Annotated in this window: 17 protein-coding genes; 11 read left to right on the top strand and 6 right to left on the bottom strand. The window is 58.2% G+C overall.

Features of this window, described 5'->3' with window-relative positions; translation table 11 throughout:
• The first annotated feature begins 268 nt into the window (after nt 1-268).
• The gene (locus tag ACQY7U_RS12525) at nt 269-883 is read left to right on the top strand and encodes an ATP-dependent Clp protease proteolytic subunit (protein WP_428644909.1); all 615 of its coding nucleotides are present in this window, start codon (nt 269-271) and stop codon (nt 881-883) included.
• A gap of 77 nt (nt 884-960) precedes the next feature.
• On the opposite strand, the gene ACQY7U_RS12520 is transcribed toward ACQY7U_RS12525, so the two are convergent.
• Nucleotides 961-1,608: a hypothetical protein gene (locus tag ACQY7U_RS12520; protein WP_428644908.1), complete on the bottom strand. Its 648-nt coding sequence runs from the start codon at nt 1,606-1,608 to the stop codon at nt 961-963.
• 564 nt (nt 1,609-2,172) lie between these two features.
• Between ACQY7U_RS12520 and ACQY7U_RS12515 the strand changes: the two genes are divergently transcribed.
• Both ACQY7U_RS12515 and ACQY7U_RS12510 read left to right on the top strand, forming a co-directional pair.
• Entirely contained in the window at nt 2,173-2,970 is a 798-nt protein-coding gene (locus ACQY7U_RS12515; RefSeq protein ID WP_428644906.1) for a YdcF family protein, read from the top strand.
• A 112-nt stretch (nt 2,971-3,082) separates the two neighbouring features.
• The gene (locus ACQY7U_RS12510; protein WP_428644905.1) at nt 3,083-4,330 is read left to right on the top strand and encodes an adenylate/guanylate cyclase domain-containing protein; all 1,248 of its coding nucleotides are present in this window, start codon (nt 3,083-3,085) and stop codon (nt 4,328-4,330) included.
• On the opposite strand, the gene ACQY7U_RS12505 is transcribed toward ACQY7U_RS12510, so the two are convergent.
• The 3 genes from ACQY7U_RS12505 to ACQY7U_RS12495 all read right to left on the bottom strand — a co-directional run bounded on the left by ACQY7U_RS12505 (nt 4,213) and on the right by ACQY7U_RS12495 (nt 7,086).
• Nucleotides 4,213-4,971, bottom strand: a complete 759-nt coding sequence (locus ACQY7U_RS12505; RefSeq protein ID WP_428644903.1) for a DUF599 domain-containing protein — start codon at nt 4,969-4,971, stop codon at nt 4,213-4,215. The two genes, ACQY7U_RS12510 and ACQY7U_RS12505, sit on opposite strands and share 118 nt — an antisense overlap.
• Before the next feature lie 570 nt (nt 4,972-5,541).
• A complete protein-coding gene (locus tag ACQY7U_RS12500) occupies nt 5,542-6,090 on the bottom strand; it encodes a hypothetical protein (protein ID WP_428644902.1) in 549 nt (182 codons plus the stop codon).
• 111 nt (nt 6,091-6,201) lie between these two features.
• Nucleotides 6,202-7,086, bottom strand: a complete 885-nt coding sequence (locus ACQY7U_RS12495) for an SDR family oxidoreductase (protein ID WP_428644900.1) — start codon at nt 7,084-7,086, stop codon at nt 6,202-6,204.
• 122 nt (nt 7,087-7,208) lie between these two features.
• Here ACQY7U_RS12495 and ACQY7U_RS12490 point away from each other — a divergent pair, with 122 nt between their 5' ends.
• Complete coding sequence (locus ACQY7U_RS12490; RefSeq protein ID WP_428644899.1) at nt 7,209-7,643, top strand: DUF1489 family protein; 435 nt, start codon at nt 7,209-7,211, stop codon at nt 7,641-7,643.
• Here the strand turns inward: ACQY7U_RS12490 and ACQY7U_RS12485 are convergent.
• On the bottom strand, nt 7,640-8,257 hold the full coding sequence (locus tag ACQY7U_RS12485; protein WP_428644898.1) for a TetR/AcrR family transcriptional regulator: 618 nt from the start codon (nt 8,255-8,257) through the stop codon (nt 7,640-7,642). The two genes, ACQY7U_RS12490 and ACQY7U_RS12485, sit on opposite strands and share 4 nt — an antisense overlap.
• Nucleotides 8,258-8,381: 124 nt before the next feature.
• Between ACQY7U_RS12485 and ACQY7U_RS12480 the strand changes: the two genes are divergently transcribed.
• From ACQY7U_RS12480 to ACQY7U_RS12465, 4 genes are all read left to right on the top strand, one after another.
• Complete coding sequence (locus ACQY7U_RS12480) at nt 8,382-8,981, top strand: DUF2306 domain-containing protein (RefSeq protein ID WP_428644896.1); 600 nt, start codon at nt 8,382-8,384, stop codon at nt 8,979-8,981.
• A 100-nt stretch (nt 8,982-9,081) separates the two neighbouring features.
• On the top strand, nt 9,082-9,822 hold the full coding sequence (locus ACQY7U_RS12475) for a VWA domain-containing protein (RefSeq protein ID WP_428644895.1): 741 nt from the start codon (nt 9,082-9,084) through the stop codon (nt 9,820-9,822).
• 74 nt (nt 9,823-9,896) lie between these two features.
• Nucleotides 9,897-11,153 carry an MFS transporter gene (locus ACQY7U_RS12470; protein ID WP_428644893.1) on the top strand — a complete coding sequence of 419 codons (1,257 nt, stop codon included), beginning with the start codon at nt 9,897-9,899 and terminating at the stop codon, nt 11,151-11,153.
• A 172-nt stretch (nt 11,154-11,325) separates the two neighbouring features.
• Nucleotides 11,326-12,033, top strand: coding sequence for a DnaJ domain-containing protein (locus tag ACQY7U_RS12465; RefSeq protein WP_428644891.1), 708 nt, complete (start codon nt 11,326-11,328; stop codon nt 12,031-12,033).
• Between the two features lie 17 nt (nt 12,034-12,050).
• On the opposite strand, the gene ACQY7U_RS12460 is transcribed toward ACQY7U_RS12465, so the two are convergent.
• On the bottom strand, nt 12,051-13,625 hold the full coding sequence (locus tag ACQY7U_RS12460) for a serine hydrolase (RefSeq protein ID WP_428644889.1): 1,575 nt from the start codon (nt 13,623-13,625) through the stop codon (nt 12,051-12,053).
• A 706-nt stretch (nt 13,626-14,331) separates the two neighbouring features.
• On the opposite strand from ACQY7U_RS12460, the gene ACQY7U_RS12455 reads away from it, so the two are divergent.
• From ACQY7U_RS12455 to ACQY7U_RS12445, 3 genes are all read left to right on the top strand, one after another.
• Nucleotides 14,332-14,664, top strand: a complete 333-nt coding sequence (locus ACQY7U_RS12455) for a phasin family protein (protein ID WP_428644887.1) — start codon at nt 14,332-14,334, stop codon at nt 14,662-14,664.
• Between the two features lie 400 nt (nt 14,665-15,064).
• Nucleotides 15,065-15,397 carry an ATP-dependent Clp protease adapter ClpS gene (gene clpS, locus ACQY7U_RS12450; protein WP_428644942.1) on the top strand — a complete coding sequence of 111 codons (333 nt, stop codon included), beginning with the start codon at nt 15,065-15,067 and terminating at the stop codon, nt 15,395-15,397.
• 12 nt (nt 15,398-15,409) lie between these two features.
• Nucleotides 15,410-15,869 (top strand): Clp protease N-terminal domain-containing protein (locus ACQY7U_RS12445; RefSeq protein WP_428644885.1); only part of this gene is annotated, 460 nt, incomplete at its 3' end.

The raw sequence follows: 15,869 nt of genomic DNA, 5'->3' as shown, positions 1-15,869 counted from the left end.
TACGCCGGACATGCGGGCAGGCCTGACAGGCCTCATTTGGAGAGTTTTTGTTTCCGACCGTTGGAATAAGTCAGGGGGAATACCGCAAAGCAGGGGGCGTATTGCCATTCTGATAACTCTTTTCACGCTATTCAGCGTCTCATGATTTGCGAGCGCCCGTCACTTCGCTTACACATTGAATCAATGCAGGGGCAACGGCCTTGCCGGTCTGCCCGTTGACAATGCCGGTTCCGGCCGGCCCAACAGCAAAGGGAGCTTAATCCTGCGCATGAAAAATTACGCGACCACGGTGCCTGCTCGTCTCGACGACGAAGACGAAGACAAGACCAAGAGCCAGCCGTCGATCCAGGTCGACAAGCATCTGTTCGAAGCGCGCACGGTTCTGATCACCGGCCCGGTGACACAGGAAATGGCGCGCGACGTCTGTGCCCGTCTTCTGGCTCTGGCGCAGGTTTCCAACGACCCGATCACAGTCATCGTGTCGTCGCCCGGCGGCCACGTTGAGTCCGGCGACATGATTCACGACACCATCCGGTTCATTGCACCGGAAGTCCGGATTCTCGGCATGGGCTGGGTCGCCAGTGCCGGAGCCCTGATCTATGTATCGGTTCCGAAGGACAAGCGGTTCTGCACGCCCAACACGCGCTTCCTGCTGCACCAACCGTCCGGCGGTGCCGGTGGCATGGCCACGGATATCGAGATCCAGGCCAAGGAAATCATCAAGATGCGCGACCGCCTGAACAAGATCTTTGCCGATGCAACCGGGCAACCGATCGAGCGGATCGAAAAGGACACCGACCGCGACTACTGGATGGGCCCGGACGAAGGCATCGAATACGGCCTTGTCGGAAAAGTCGTTACCAGCGTCGACCAACTGGGCTGACAGGTTCCTGCCGAATGACAAAAACGCCGGAGACTTGCTTCTCCGGCGTTTTTTTGGCCCGGGCGCTGTTGTTTCGATCAGGCGCTCAGTACTTCCGGTTCGACGGAATAGACAAGGACAGGTGTAACCGGTTTCGGATCGAGTACATGAGGCCGCAGGCGCTCCATAAGCTGCCGCAGGTCGTTTTCTGTCTCCGGCGTGTTTGTGTCCCGGGAGAAAATAGTAACCAGGTGATCGACAAACCGTTCATAAACGTCCGAACAGCTGCACAGCGGCGAGAGAAGCTCCGGGATTGGTTTTCCATCATAGAAAGGGGCGCCGCCGAACAGGAAAACGAGAAATTCGGTCAGGTCCTCTGATCGCTCGAATTCGTGGCGAAACCGGTTCGCATCGAAACAGGGATCAGTTTCCAGGCGGGCCTGAAGACGTGGCATTGCTGCAAGAATGGCCTTGCGTCCACCGAGTGTCATGTAGAGTGTCATCTCGTTTCCTTCACTCCTGTCTAACGAATCCGTTTCGTCAAACTGCCGCAGCCGAGCTGTCCAGCCTGTGACATTGGTCACGAATATTGCCTTTGCAAAAAATAACAAGGGTATTTTGTCGGAGTACGAACGGACTGAAAAGCCTTGGTGCGCTTTTCCTGGCCGCGTGGGCAACATGTCTTCAATTTGTGTCAGGCGGATTGCAGTTTTGTTACAGGCCTGTGTTGTTGGCCCGCAGGTCATGCGAAGTGCTTTTCCGGGCCGGTCGTGACATTGATTTGCAGGGGGGCTGCGGGTGCAGGCATGCGCCGACCAACCGGAGCGGAGGTGACATTCGTCTGTCGACGACAGTCTTCGCTGTCTTCAGTAGCCTGCTTCGGAGAGAGGAATATTGTCTACACTGTTCACCAGACGTGCGCGGCCCTGATCCTTCGCTGCATAAAGGTTTCTGACAGCCGACAAGGACTTCAGATTTAAAAAACTTGTCTCTCCTGGCATGCACAAGGGAAACGCTTCCGGTCCGGGACCGGCCCGAAACTCGCGGGCGGGCAGAAAGACGTATCGTCGCCGAATAGGCGACATGTGATCTTTCGCCAGTCCGAGGTGAAGGGAGCCCGTCCGAAGGTGCCGGCGAACCGGACAGCGCCAATGGTGCTTGCGCGGCCAGTCTCGCCGTCTTGTGCAACGTGCCTTGACGGTAAACCGGAACACCCCGTCAGACGGAATCCCCTCAATTTCGTCCGGTCTTAGATCCGCCCATGTTTCCGTAACTGATACGCGGGTCCGAATTCATATGGATCGAAAGTCATGTTCTTCTATTTGGCCAAGGTCGGTTATTTCCTGATTGAACCGTCCAATTTCCTGATCATGCTGACATTGTTCGGGCTGCTGCTCGTGGCGGCGGGACGGCGTCGCAGGCCCGGGCTGCTCATGGTGTGGACGGGGGTCGTGATGCTGGCTGTCTGCGGATTTTCTCCAGCCGCAAACTGGCTGATCCTGCCACTTGAGGAACGGTTTTCGCGTCCGGTGGAACTGGAAGGATATGACGGGATAATCGTGCTGGGTGGGGCGGTCGACACTATCGTTACAGGTGGGCGCGGAGACACGGCACTGACGAATTCGGGCGAACGCATCACGATTGTCGCCAGGCTTGCCGACAAGCTTCCCCTGGCGAAGATTGTCCATACTGGCGGGCAGGGCGTCATCGTGTCGTCCCAGGCCACGGAAGCGGAAGGTGCGGCGCGTCTGTTTGAAGACTTCGGCATTGAGCCGGAAAGAGTAATGCTGGAGGATGTCTCGAAAAATACCTGGGAAAACGCGGTTCTTACCAGAAAACTGGTCAAGCCCCGACCCGGACAGAAATGGCTTCTCGTCACCTCCGCCTACCACATGCCCCGCGCCATGGGTGTGTTCGAAAAGGCTGGCTGGACTGGAATGACGGCCTATCCGGTCGATTACAGGACCCGTGGCCGCGCAGACAGGATGCTTGGCTTTGCCGGGGCGTCAAAGGGTCTTCGCCGTTTCGATGTAGCCTTCCGGGAATGGTTGGGGCTTGCAGTCTACTGGCTCACGGGACGGAGCGCGGCATTCTTTCCCGGGCCGTGATCGTGAAAAAAGACTTTGCTCCAGGGACGGATTACGCAATTACCCTCTTTTACAGGCGGTTGCATTGCACCATATATTCGCTGTCTCAGGATTTTGAAAAGGACGTGGGCAGATGGTCCTCGAAGCGCCAATTGTCGCGGCAGATGTGGTTCAATGGCTTTACAGCGATGCCTCCAGACTGAAGGACACGCTGGAAATTATCAGCGAAATGGCGCTTAGACTGCGTGCCGGCAATGTGCCGGTCGACCGGGCGACGACGGGCATCTGGGTGGTGCATCCCAATGTGCGCGCCGAGGCATCGGTCTGGGCCAGCGACGGCACGAAGGAACTCCGGCTCTACACGGCGGAAAACAGCTCGGAAAAGATCTATGCCGAAAGCCCGATCAAACGCGTCCACGACACTCTGAAATCTGTCCGTATCGAAATCGGCAAGGCTCCCGAAAAGGCGGACGAATTTCCGATTACCGTCGATCTGCGGGAAGAGGGTTACACCGACTATCTGGCAATGCCGATGCCTTTTTCTGACGGATCGGTGAAGGTGGTCTCCTTTGCCACCAAGGCTCCATCAGGGTTCACCGGAGCTCACGTCAGCGTTTTCGAATCCCTGGTTCGCCCGCTTGCACTTGTGTGTGAGCTGAAAACGCTCCGCAGGACCGCCGAGACCGTTCTTGAAACCTACGTCGGCCCGCGCGCCGGTCCCAAGGTGCTCGACGGGACAACGCGGCGCGGCGAGGGCGAGTGGATCAAGGCGATCGTGAGCTTTGCGGACATCCGCGGTTTCACACGGCTGTCAAATACCGTGCCGGCGGACAAGATCGTGGAGTTCCTGAACAAGTATTTCGGCGCGATGACCGCAGCGGTCGAAGCCCATGGCGGCGAGGTGCTCAAATTCATCGGTGACGAGGTCATGGCGATCTTTCCCTACGAGACCGATGAAGAAGCCCGGAACGCGGCTGTCCAGGCACTGCTCGCGGCCCGCGAAACGCTGGAACGGATCGAAGAAATCAATTATTGCAATCGTTGCCAGGTCACTCCGGACCTGAGTGTCGGGATCGCCCTTCATGCCGGCGACGTGTTTTATGGCAATGTCGGCAGCGAAACGCGCCTCGATTTCACGGTCGTCGGCCCCGTGGTGAACCTTGCTGCCCGGATCGCGGAACTGGCAAAGGATCTTGAACGCCAACTCCTGGTCTCGGATGCCCTCGCGGAGATCATGGGGTGCCGCTCAGGCCTGTTCGGCCACTATCTGGTGAAAGGGTTCGACGAGCCCGTGGCTGTGTACTCACCGGATTTGTCGGAAGGTTCCAAGTTGGGATACTGCCCGGACAACACGGCAAGGCGGGCCTTGGAAGCGAACTGACGCCGCAGGAGCACCAGAAGCACCGCCAGCGTCGTTGCTGCAAAGACCAATGGCCCTGCAAACCAGCCCAGGAAACCGATGGCAAAGAACAAGGCGCGCTGGCCGCGGTTGAAATGGCGGCCGGCAAGGACGTTGAGTTCGCCAGCTTGTGCGGCCATCGTCCGGATGGCCTCCGGTGTTGCGCTGCCCTTGTCCGGGACCGCCCCCATCACGATGCTCGCATAGTTGAAAAGCCGGTAGGCCCAGCCGAATTTGAAGAAGCTGTAGGCAAAGATCGACATCAGGCCGAGCACCTTGATTTCCCACAAGGCCCGGCTGTCGGCGACCGGGATGGACAGGTCCCCGGCAACCTGCAGGATCCGTTCCGTCGCATCCAGAAGCGCGAAACCGCCACCAATGGCCAGAAGGGCGGTCGAAGCGAAGAAGGCGGTGCCCTGCTGCAGGCCGGACATGACGGCCGTGTCCATGATCCGGACGTCGCGCCCGCACATGGTCATCATCCAGCCCCGGCGGTAGTCATCCATGGCATTCGACAGCGTTTTCTTGCGCAACGGGCTGATGTCTATCAGAACATTGAAACCGAACCAGGCAATCAGAAACCAGGCCGCAGCCGCCAGATCCAATGGCGAGAGAACATGCATCGCAACCCCTTTCGTCGGTTCGCGGACCGGCAAACGTCCGGTCTGGACCGACGGAATGTCCTGACACCGGCCGGCCTCAAACTGCTGGAACAACAAAACGACTGCGAAAAACGGAGGTTGCTCCCGCTGCCGAATCCGCCCATTGGAGTTGTAGCAAAGTTTTCAGGGGCGGCCTAAAAGCCACTCTGCCTGTGTATAAGTTTCTGAAAATATGAAAAGAATTGAGCATTGCAAATAAGGTGTAGCAGGTGCTCCATTTTTGCGCTTGCGAAATGGTAAGGGATCGTTTACCTCGACGCCTCAATGGCGCCACATTTGAGTTCAGTCGGATCGGCGCCGAACAAACCAAATAGGGTATTCATGGACGAAAACGTGCAGAAATCTTGTTGGAGCGTCACTCTCTGGACTGTCGCTGCAGTTGGCCTCGCATTGACGATGGTGCTTCTGTTCAACGACGTGGAAAACGCACAACAGGCCGTCGCCGTGGCTCAATAAGCCGACGGGACGTTTTCAGATCAGGGGCGCAGCCGGGGGCTGCGCCTTTTTCGTTTGAAGGTCATCTCTGAGGGATCAGCCGCCGCCGGGTGCAGTCGAGCCAACCGAAAGTTGCTGCCTGCCGGAGGGACCGAATGTCTGCCGGAATTCCATCTGCCTGACGATCGTCCTGCCCCGCGGGTGGCTGATGAGAAAACCGGTCAGCGCATTGGGGCCGAGGGGCAAAAGAACCAACCGCACTCTTCCGAGCCCGGGCCATGCCAGGTCCGCCCCCCAAACGGGAATATCTTCCTGTTCCTTGCCGTCCAGAAATGCCTGAATATCAATATCGTGCAGCAGGGCGGTCCCGTGGGCATCCCACTGCAGGGCCGCCAATCCGTCCTCAAGGGGATAGAGCTGGAAGGCCGATCCGTTGATCCTGACCATCAAGCTTCCCTCCGGTGTGTTTGACAGGACGGCCTCGCCGACGCTTCGGTCCGTGGCAATTGGATGCCGCTTGCCGTCCTGCTGAATGAAACCCGCCGAATTGACCACACTGAACTTGCCGGACGGGGGCGTGCCGGTAGCAAAAGCCGGGCCGGCAAGTAGGAGGAAGGCAAGGAGCAGCGCGAAGGCCCTGGGCATGTCGTGTCACCACATTCTGTAATGCCGCAAGGGTGGGCCTGAATACTTTAGAAAGTGTTTGCCGAGAGCTGGAAGTCGACGGATTTCTTGCAGAAATATCAATGACATTGCTTATTTTGACAGGGCGACGACCAGATCCTCGATGGTGGACTGTTCCGGTTGCCACCCGGTCGTGCGCACGGTGTGGCTGGTGTCGACGACCTGGGACAAGGCATAACCGGCGGCCCAGTCTGTATCCACATCGGTATCTTCCGGTGCGGACACCGTTTTGATGTCCAGCGGCAACCCGTGGCGGGCGGATATGTGGGACGCCAGGTGCCCGACCTTGATGCCCGGAATACAGCTCGCAATCAGGGACATGCGAAACCGTGTGCGGCTGAGAGCCAGCAGGTAAAGGTTTGCCAGGTCGTTCACTTCCACCAGTGGCCAGACCGTTTCGGCGGAGGCGCGCGTTTCGAAGGGAACACCTTGCTTCAGGGCCCTGGTCATTTCGGCAATCGGGCCGGACGTCCGGCTGCAGGCGAGTGCGGGATGCACCACCACCAGATTGAGGTCGGTTCCGTTGGAAAGAGTCCGGATGGTTTCCGCCATGTAGCGGAAGGCGGGCAAGGGGGAAAAGGGCGTCTTTTCGGTGATGGCGTTGCCTTCGGAGGAGGAGGGAAACAGCCAGATCCCTCCGGTATAGACCAGCTTCAGGGGTTGTTTCCTGTGTTTGGCCGCCTGTTTCAGCGCGAGCATGCTGTGCCGGTCGACACGTCCCATATCCTTGGAAAAGGTTGCACCGATGTGGATGGCTGCTTCGCAGGCGGCCGCCCTGCCGACCCAGCTTTCCGGGTTGCGCAAATCGCCCGGATAGGCGCTGGCGCCCAGTTCGCGCAATTTCTGCGCAGCAGTGTCGGATCGGGCCAGGCCGATGACACTGGCACCATTTTCCGCAAGTCTCTTCACCACCGCCGAACCGATATCGCCGGTGCCACCCGTTACAAATACATCCATGGTCAGAGAGAACCCTTTTCGGGAGACCGCTGCAAGAAATACATTGCTGTGTTCGGGCACAATCCACCGCTGCGTCCCGGGGGACAACTTGACCTTCGCTGTGGTCCTGCTAGTTCAAGGCCATGGCTTTGAATCTTGTCAAATTGTGTGTCGGGGCCGACAGCGCGGAGTCCCTCCAGGCCTGGATCGACTACCGGGTCGAGCAAGCCCGGTTGTCCGGCATGCCTGCGGAAACGACCCATACAACACGCATGGTTCCGACCCGCAGGGAAGAGCTGCTGGACGGTGGTTCGCTCTATTGGGTGATCAAGGGAAAGATCCAGGCGCGGCAGCATCTCATCGATATCCGCCCCTTCACGGACGACGACGGCGTCAAGCGCTGTCATCTGGTCATGGAGCCACGCCTGATCCTGACGCGATTCCAACCCAAGCGCCCGTTTCAGGGGTGGCGGTATCTGAAGGCGTCGGATGTGCCGGCCGATCTCGGGTCCAAAGACGGGGGCGAGGCCATGCCGGATTCGATGCGTCAGGAGTTGACCGAACTCTGCCTGCTTTAGGAAACCTTCCGGTTGCCGGGCTGAAGCGCCTTTTTCAAATGAATCAGCAACGGATCAAGATCGGGCCACTCATCTTCCAGCTGCGGGTTCTTCTTCTTCCGGGTCATGCTCAGATGTGCATAGCCGTGTACCAGAGACCAGACGAGGATTTCGATTTCCCGTCCGCTTGACCCTTCCGGCACCAGTGGCGCGCAGACCTCGCTCAGGATATCGTAGGCCCTGTTCGACCACATGCAGATGTCATTGTCGTCTTCGTTGAAGGTCTGCCCGGAAAAGATGAAGAGGAACAGGTCGGGCTGTTCGGATGCATAGTCGAGATAGCCGTGGCAGATGGCCGTCAGCCGGTCGAGAGGTTGCGGTCCGGCCTTGTCGAGCCGCTTCAGCATGGCTTCACAAAAAAGCATGAAGCCACGCGCCGCGATGGCTGTCGACAACCCCATCAGGTTCTTGAAGTGATAGCCGGGGGCTGCGTGTGAAACGCCGGCCATGGCTGCGCATTCCCTCAAGGAAAGACCGTCCGGTCCACGCATGCGCAACAGGTCCACGCCAGCATCGACCAGCGCGGTTCTGAGCGAACCGTCCCGCTTGCGTGGTGCATGAGAAGCTTTCGTCATAAGCAAGTCATCGACCACATACTTGACAATGTCAAGTTCGTACGTATCTTGACAGTGTCAAGTTAACGGAAGAGGCGTCGACATGCTCGATATAACCCGTGTAGTGGGAAAGCTGACATTTGGAATGGCTGCTTTTCTGTCCGTTCTGGTCGCCCTGGTTTCCTACAGGTTCGTGCCGGTGGGCGTTTCGGAGGCGATGGACTTTGTCGCGCACAACCTGGAGAACAATGCACTTGCTCTCTACGGACATATTGCGGTCGCGCCGGTTGCCCTGGCGCTGATGCCGTTTCAGTTCATGTCAGGTCTCAGAACGCGCCGTCCCGGATTGCATCGATGGATGGGAAGAGGGTATGTCGCCGCCATTCTGGTATCAGGCGTCGCCGGGTTCGTATTGGCATTCCATACAACGGCAGGCCCAGTCGCGACAGCCGGGTTTGCGATCCTTGCGGTCATCTGGCTCGGAACAACAGCCTGTGCGTTTTTATTTGCGCTGAAACGGCAGATTGACCGGCACCGCAGATGGATGCTCCGTTCGGCCGCCTTGACCTTCGCTGCGGTATCCCTGCGGCTTTATCTGGGCATCGCAATGGCTTTCGGCGCGGATTATGACCTGACCTATGTCATCGTTGCCTGGGTAAGCTGGGTGCCGAACGCACTGCTTGTGGAAGCCTATCTGCTTGGACGCCGGCGGAGCAGGGCGGCAACACTGCTGCCGGCCGGGTGAAACCTGATGGCTGGCCGCATACGATAGTTCCGCCGAACTTGCCAATCCGTGTCATGGTGCCCAAGTTGGCGGAAGGTGAGTTGCTGAAGGATAGGCAGGTATGGCGAAAACCCGGGACAGTGAGAAGGACGCACTTGTCCGCAAGGATGCCAGGGTTCCATCCGCGGAGGCCGACATTGCCGCTTTTCTGGAAAAAGCGAAGACCATGGAAGCCGGAGCGGAAACCGGCGGGCGGCTGATCTTCGCGCTGGATGCGACCATGAGCCGTCAGCCCACCTGGGATCAGGCCTGTCAGATCCAGGCGGAAATGTTTCAGGAAGCCGACAAGGTCGGAGGATTGCGGATCAAGCTGGTCTATTTCCGCGGATTGGGCGAATGCCGGGCGTCCCGCTGGTTCGAGAGCGGAGAGGCGCTGGCCGGCGCCATGAGCCGGATTGCCTGTCAGGGTGGACGGACCCAGATCCGCAAGGTGTTTGCCGCGGCGCTTGCGGCAGCGGCGAAGGAAAAGATCGCCGCGCTTGTTTATGTCGGCGACTGTATGGAAGAGGACGTGGACCTTTTGTGCGACAGGGCAGGTCAGCTCGGTCTGCTGGGCGTTCCAATGTTCCTTTTCCAGGAGGGAAGGGACCCTGTCGCCGAACAGGCCTTCCGGGAAATGGCCCGTCTGACCAAGGGAGCTTACTGTCCCTTTGATGCCGGTTCAGCCCGGCAGCTTGCCGAATTGCTGAAAGCCGTCGCCGTTTTCGCAAGCGGCGGCCGTCCGGCCCTGCAGGCTTTGGAAAAACAGGGCGGAAAGGGGGCCAGGCTCTTGCTGGAACAGATGCACTCCGGGAAACGGTAGGCCGGTGGCCGCAAGTTGGTTGAGGGGCGCCGAAACCGGGATTGTAACGGCCGGAATTTCCGTATTAGTAGGATATGGAAAGTCGATTCTCCCGCCGGAACTGGCACTGTTTTCTCCTGCATGGCCTGTTCTATTCCCTGAAGCGGCGGCTTGCTCCTCCCAAGGTTTTCCTGCCGTTTATCTGCGTGGCAGCAGGCGCGCCGGTCTTTCTGGCCGCGATGATCGTGCCGGTCTTCAACATCGCGCAGAGATCGTCAGAGCTTTTGTCGGCTCCTCTCGTGTCCAATGCGGACCAACGGCGGACGTTTGTTATTTTCGGCATTACCGGGATTGCCATGGGGCTCCTCCTCGCAATCGTGGCCATCGACGTCAGCGTGCCTGTGCTGACGGTTGTCTGCCTTGGAATATCGGCGGTTCTGATCGGCATCGGACGCGGCGTCGGAGGTCTTGCACACGCCGCGCTTCTGCCGAGCCTGTTTGACAGGCCGCACAGAACGCATCTGTTAAATATTCTGGGTGTCCTGAGTGCTTGTGCTGCGATTGCGGTCGCCTTTGCCGCCTATCATCTGTTTCAGGGACACGATCCGCTGGACAGTCACCTCGCGCTTGCCTGGCTGGCCCTGGCAATGGCCTTTCCCGCGGCGCTTCTGCTGGTATTCGTCGTGGAACCGGACAAGCCGCGGGCCGCGCGGGAAGACACACCGGAACCGCGCGCACACGGCTCCGAAAAGATGCTGGTCAAATTTGCCTACTGTTGGCGGTATGACTGGTTTCGCCGGTTTCTGACTGCACGTATTCTGCTGCTCTCGGTTACGCATGTCATGCCTTTCTACGCCATTCATGCGGCAAGCCTGCACAAGGATCAGACGGGGTCTTATGCGGCATTTGTCGTCGCCATGAGCGCGGGAGCGGTCCTCAGCGGACCTGTCCTTTATGCCCTGACCTCCAGATCGGTAAGTCTCAACCTTGCCGTTTCGGCCCTGGCGGGGATGGTCGCCGCCGTGCTGGCGCTTGCCGTGGACATGATGATGCCGGAGCCCCGGTTCTATTACTATGTGCCGGTACTGGTTTTGAACGCGCTCGGTGCGCAGGTCGCCATGGTTGCGCTGGCAGTTTATCTGGGAGAGCGGGCGGAAGACGGGAACCGGGAGTATTTCATTGCCACCAGCCGTTTTTCGGGCGGCGTCGTGGGCGTAGCCGTTGCGGCCGCGTTAGGGGTGATGGCGCAGATCCACAACGAGGCGATCCCGATCGCTGTGATCCTGGGGTTCAATCTCCTGGCGCTGGTCTATGTGTTGTGGTGCCTGCCGGGAGGCGCGGAGCAGTCGTAGTTGCCGTTGCGGGAGCGGACACGCTTGTTTTTTGCATCGGCTGGTCGCGGTCGAGATCGAGTTTGAATTAGCGTTGCCCCTGTCTACATTACAGTCAGGCCCTGGCGTGTGCCTTGCAATGGCGGCGCCGATACGCAACCTGCGGAATGTTGAACCAGGATACCTCCGGCGAATGATCTATTTTCTGATCGGCTTGATTCTTATGACGGCCGTCATTGTCCTCGGCAGAAGTTTTGTACAGGCCAATCCTGCGGTTCTGGCGCAGAATCTGCGCACATATGGAGGCGTGTTTCTGGTCCTGCTGGCCGTAGTTTTTGGACTGACGGGCCGTATGGTACTTGCCATTCCGGCGCTCGGTTTCGGTCTTTCACTGCTTGGTGTTGCAGGTTACCGAAGCCTGGCGGGAGGCTATAACCCTTCCAAGGCGAGTGGTCAGAGGTCCAGGGTCCGCACGGCCATGATTGAAATGGAACTGGATCACGACAGTGGAGTCATGACCGGTACGGTGCTTGCCGGCGGCTTTCAGGGCCGCGCGCTGGACGACATGGGCGAGGGCGAACTGGAAGCTTTCTGGAGAGAAACTGCCCAGGACGCCCAAAGCCAGAAATTAATCGAAGCTTATCTCGACCGCCGGCTTGCCGGCTGGCGTGAACACTTCCAGGCGGATGGAACACAGCGGCAGGGAAGCGCGGCGAGCACGGGCCCCATGACAGATGAGGAGGCCTACGAGATCCTGGGGCTTTCTCCCGATGCCGGGGACACGGAAATTAGAGCCGCGCACCGCCGGCTTATGATGCGGGTTCACCCCGACCAGGGGGGATCCGGTTTCCTCGCGGCGAAAATCAACGAGGCTAAAGACACGCTTCTCAGAAGACATTGACGGCATCCGTTACGCGGTTACTGATAGATGGCGAAGCAGGCGTATTTTGCCCTTTTGAGCGATTTGCAGGCCTTCCAGGCTGCAGATTTGGTTTCAAAGCCGACAAACCGCGCCCGATAAAGCGTCTGTCCGCCGGATTCGACAGGTTCGGTGTAGGGCGCACGGCCACGAAGGGCGGCACCGGTTTTGGACTTGGCGGCCTTCAGCATTGAAATGGCCTGATTTTCCGTCTCGGCGGCAGCGATCTGGACCTGCCAGCCCGGCTCGACGTCGGGCGTGTCGCTTGTGGCCACCGTCACAGTGTCCTCTTCGGTTTCTTCTACAGGGTTCTCGGCTCCTTCGATGGCCTTGGCGCTGATGGTCTCTACCGGTTTGGCGCCAACCCTGATCGTTTCCACTTTCACGGCACGGACTGCCGGGGCAGATGCCGAGGCCAGAGCGACAGGGGCAGATGTGTTCGCACCGGTCTCGCCGTTCAGTTCACGGGCCTGCTGCCGGGCGGCCTGCAACAGGGCTACGTTCGGAACCGAATTCGTCGTTACCGAGATGTCCGGGCTTTCCGGCGGGATCGGCGGCAGGGCAGTGGCAACGGCAAATGTGCTGTCAAAGCGCTGCTTGATCGCCCGTGGCGGCACAGGCACGTCGGTGCCAAAGCCCGGAACGGGGGCCGGAACGGGCGTCGGAACCTCGGCAGCCTTCGCCGGTTCGGCAAACGCCAGCACCATGGGTGCATCGGTCTTCGGTGCAGGATCGCCACCCGGCTTCGCATTCGGAAGGGGCGGGTTCTTCAATGCGGCTGCAACAAAAGTCGGTGCGGACTTGTTTTGCGCGATAAGCGGCGCGGCTTTCTTGCCGCGGCTGGCCTTCGGCAGGTAACTGTTGATGAGCTTGGTCATCTGAGCGTTGCGCGAGGCGCCGGTTCTGCCGCCGATGACAACAGCAACGATTTGTCTGCCGTCACGTTTGACGGAGGTTACCAGATTGAAGCCGGAAGCCCGGATATACCCGGTCTTGATGCCGTCGACACCCTTCACCCGGCCAAGCAGCTTGTTGTGATTGCCGTAGGCGCGACCCTTGTACTTGTAGAGACGGGTTTTGAAGTAACCGTAGTACTGCGGGAACCGCTCCTGGATCGCGATGCCAAGGGTCGCCATGTCGCGTGCCGTCGTGCGCTGCTGATTGTTTGGCAGACCATGCGGGTTGCGGAAGGTCGTCCGTTTCATGCCGATCTGGCGCGCCGTACGGGTCATGCGCTCGGCGAATTTGGCTTCCGAGCCGGCAATGTTTTCCGCCACTGTTGTGGCAACATCGTTCGCGGATTTGGTGACAAGCGCCAGGATGGCATCCTTGACCTTGATTGTCTGCCCCGGCTTCAGGCCCAGCTTCGAAGGCGGACGGCCAGATGCATACCGGGAAACCGTCAGGTGGCTGTCCAGCGACAGCCGGCCGGCCTCGAGTTCCTCGAAGACCACATAAAGGGTCATTATCTTGGTGAGGGACGCCGGATAACGGTATGAATCGGCGGCAGAAGCGTAAAGCGTCTTGCCCGTCTTGGCGTCGACGACGATACCGGAATATTTGGGGCCGGCCATTGCTGTCGCCGGCGCACCCAGAACCAATGCGCCCAGAACCAATACGCCTGGGGCAAGGGTTCTGCACATCCGGGTGAGCGCGCGTGCATTGCGAAGAAAACGCATACCTAACACAATTACTATCCCATTCAGGGTTATGCGGTTTGTTCCGAAGCTGCTCGAACCAGATCAGATCCCCCAATTGAATCGGCCCGGCTGCTCCATCGTTCTATGGGTTATTTGATGGAATCACGGTTACGAATGTGTAAATAGTCGACATAAAAAACACTTAAAAAAATAGATTTTCGTTTGAGTTAATCTTTGGTTAACGTGAAATAAAGGGCTTATGGCAGTTTTTGAATTGGTAAATATTAAAGATTTAAAGTGTATAGGAAGTTTTTGTTGGTTAATTATTTGTTTATTTGTAGGAAAATTAAATTATTGGATAACTTATTTTGCGGGTATTTGCTTTTTCTCTTGCCTCTCTCGTGCGCTAGTCCCAGCCTGTTGGTTGATTGAATATGCTCAGGGGCGGCCCCGTTTCGTTCGCGTTGTCAGGTGCGGGAATTCTCGCGCAATGGTTGTTTTTGCGATGCAAAATCGCCTTGACATTAATTGTGCGGTGCATTATAAAACTTCCCATAGGTAACGCGACGAGCGTGCCGGGCAGTCACACGGGGGCTCGAACAGGGCTCCACAAGCCGGTTCGCCGGATGAGGGCAGTTAGATGATGAACAACTTTGAAGAATTCCAGAAGCTGGGCAAGGACAACATGGACATGGCCATGGAATCCTTCGGGTCCTTCAGCAAGGGTTTCCAGGCGCTGGCCGCCGAAGTAGCCGACTACCAGAAGAAGTCCTTTGAAGAGGGCACTGCAGCAATCGAGAAAGTGGTTGCTTCCAAGTCTCTGGACAAGGCGTTCGAAGCTCAGGCCGACTACGTCAAGACCGCGTACGAAGGTTTTGTCGGTGAAATGACCAAGATCGGAGAAATCGTCACGGATATCTCCAAGGATGCCTACAAGCCGTACGAAAGCGTTCTCGGCAAGCTGGCCAAATAAGATTTTTTACAGATTGCCGGATACCGGCATCTGAATGAAACCCGGCTCGGTGAGCCGGGTTTTTTCGTATATGCACAGATTTGCCGGAGCTGCACAGGGCTTCGGCGGGCTTTCGCCGGCCTTCACGATTTGCCTTGGCAACCCACCTTTTAATCGCCATCGGAAGACCTACATTCATTTTTAACGGCAGCGCATTTTTTTCAAATGCGCTGTTTAGCCGAATGTTGATGAAATCGACCATTGCGTGAGCGCGTCTTGCGCGGCAGGATTATCACCTAAGAATGTGGGGCGGCGGCGCGATGTGTCGTGGATTTGGAGTCCCGGTCGGGGCCGTTGTGAATGGCTGGGCCGGGGACGGGAATTTGGAATGGCCGGAATAATAGAGGCAAAAGAAACGGCGATGTCAGCGGGCAATGATCATGACAATGACGGTGGCGACGCCGGAACGGTTGTTGTCACCCGAACCAAAACGGTAACCAAGCGGCCCAATCTGTATCGTGTGCTGCTTTTGAACGACGACTACACGCCCATGGAGTTCGTCATTCACGTTGTGGAGAACTTCTTCCAGAAGAACCGGGAAGAGGCGACCCGTATTATGCTGCATGTTCACCATCATGGCGTTGGCGAGTGCGGAATCTATTCCTACGAGGTTGCGGAAACCAAAGTGACCCAGGTTATGGACTTCGCCCGCAAGCATCAGCATCCCTTGCAATGCGTCATGGAAAAAAAGTGAGGACAAACGCACGTGCCTTCCTTCTCACGCAGTCTTGAAAAAGCCCTCCATCAGGCTCTGGCCTTCGCCAACGAACGCCAGCAGGAATATGCGACGCTCGAGCACCTCCTTCTGGCCCTGCTCGACGATCAGGACGCGGCCGCCGTCATGCGGGCCTGCAATGTGGATCTGGAGACGATCCGCCGGAACCTCCTGGAATATATCGAGACCGAGCTGGATAACCTGGTCACCGACAGCGACGAGGACTCCAAGCCGACCGCCGGCTTCCAGCGCGTGATCCAGCGGGCGGTGATCCACGTGCAGTCGTCCGGCCGGGAAGAGGTGACGGGCGCCAACGTGCTCGTGGCGATCTTTGCCGAACGCGAGAGCCATGCCGCCTATTTCTTGCAGGACCAGGATATGACCCGCTATGACGCTGTCAATTTCATTGCCCACGGAGTGGCCAAGGACCCGGCCTTTGGGGAATCGCGCC

Source organism: Roseibium sp., assembly GCF_050301095.1.
Lineage (GTDB): Bacteria > Pseudomonadota > Alphaproteobacteria > Rhizobiales > Stappiaceae > Roseibium.
The sequence above is the reverse complement of the archived record's forward strand: the minus strand, read 5'-3'. Positions and strand labels throughout refer to the sequence as shown.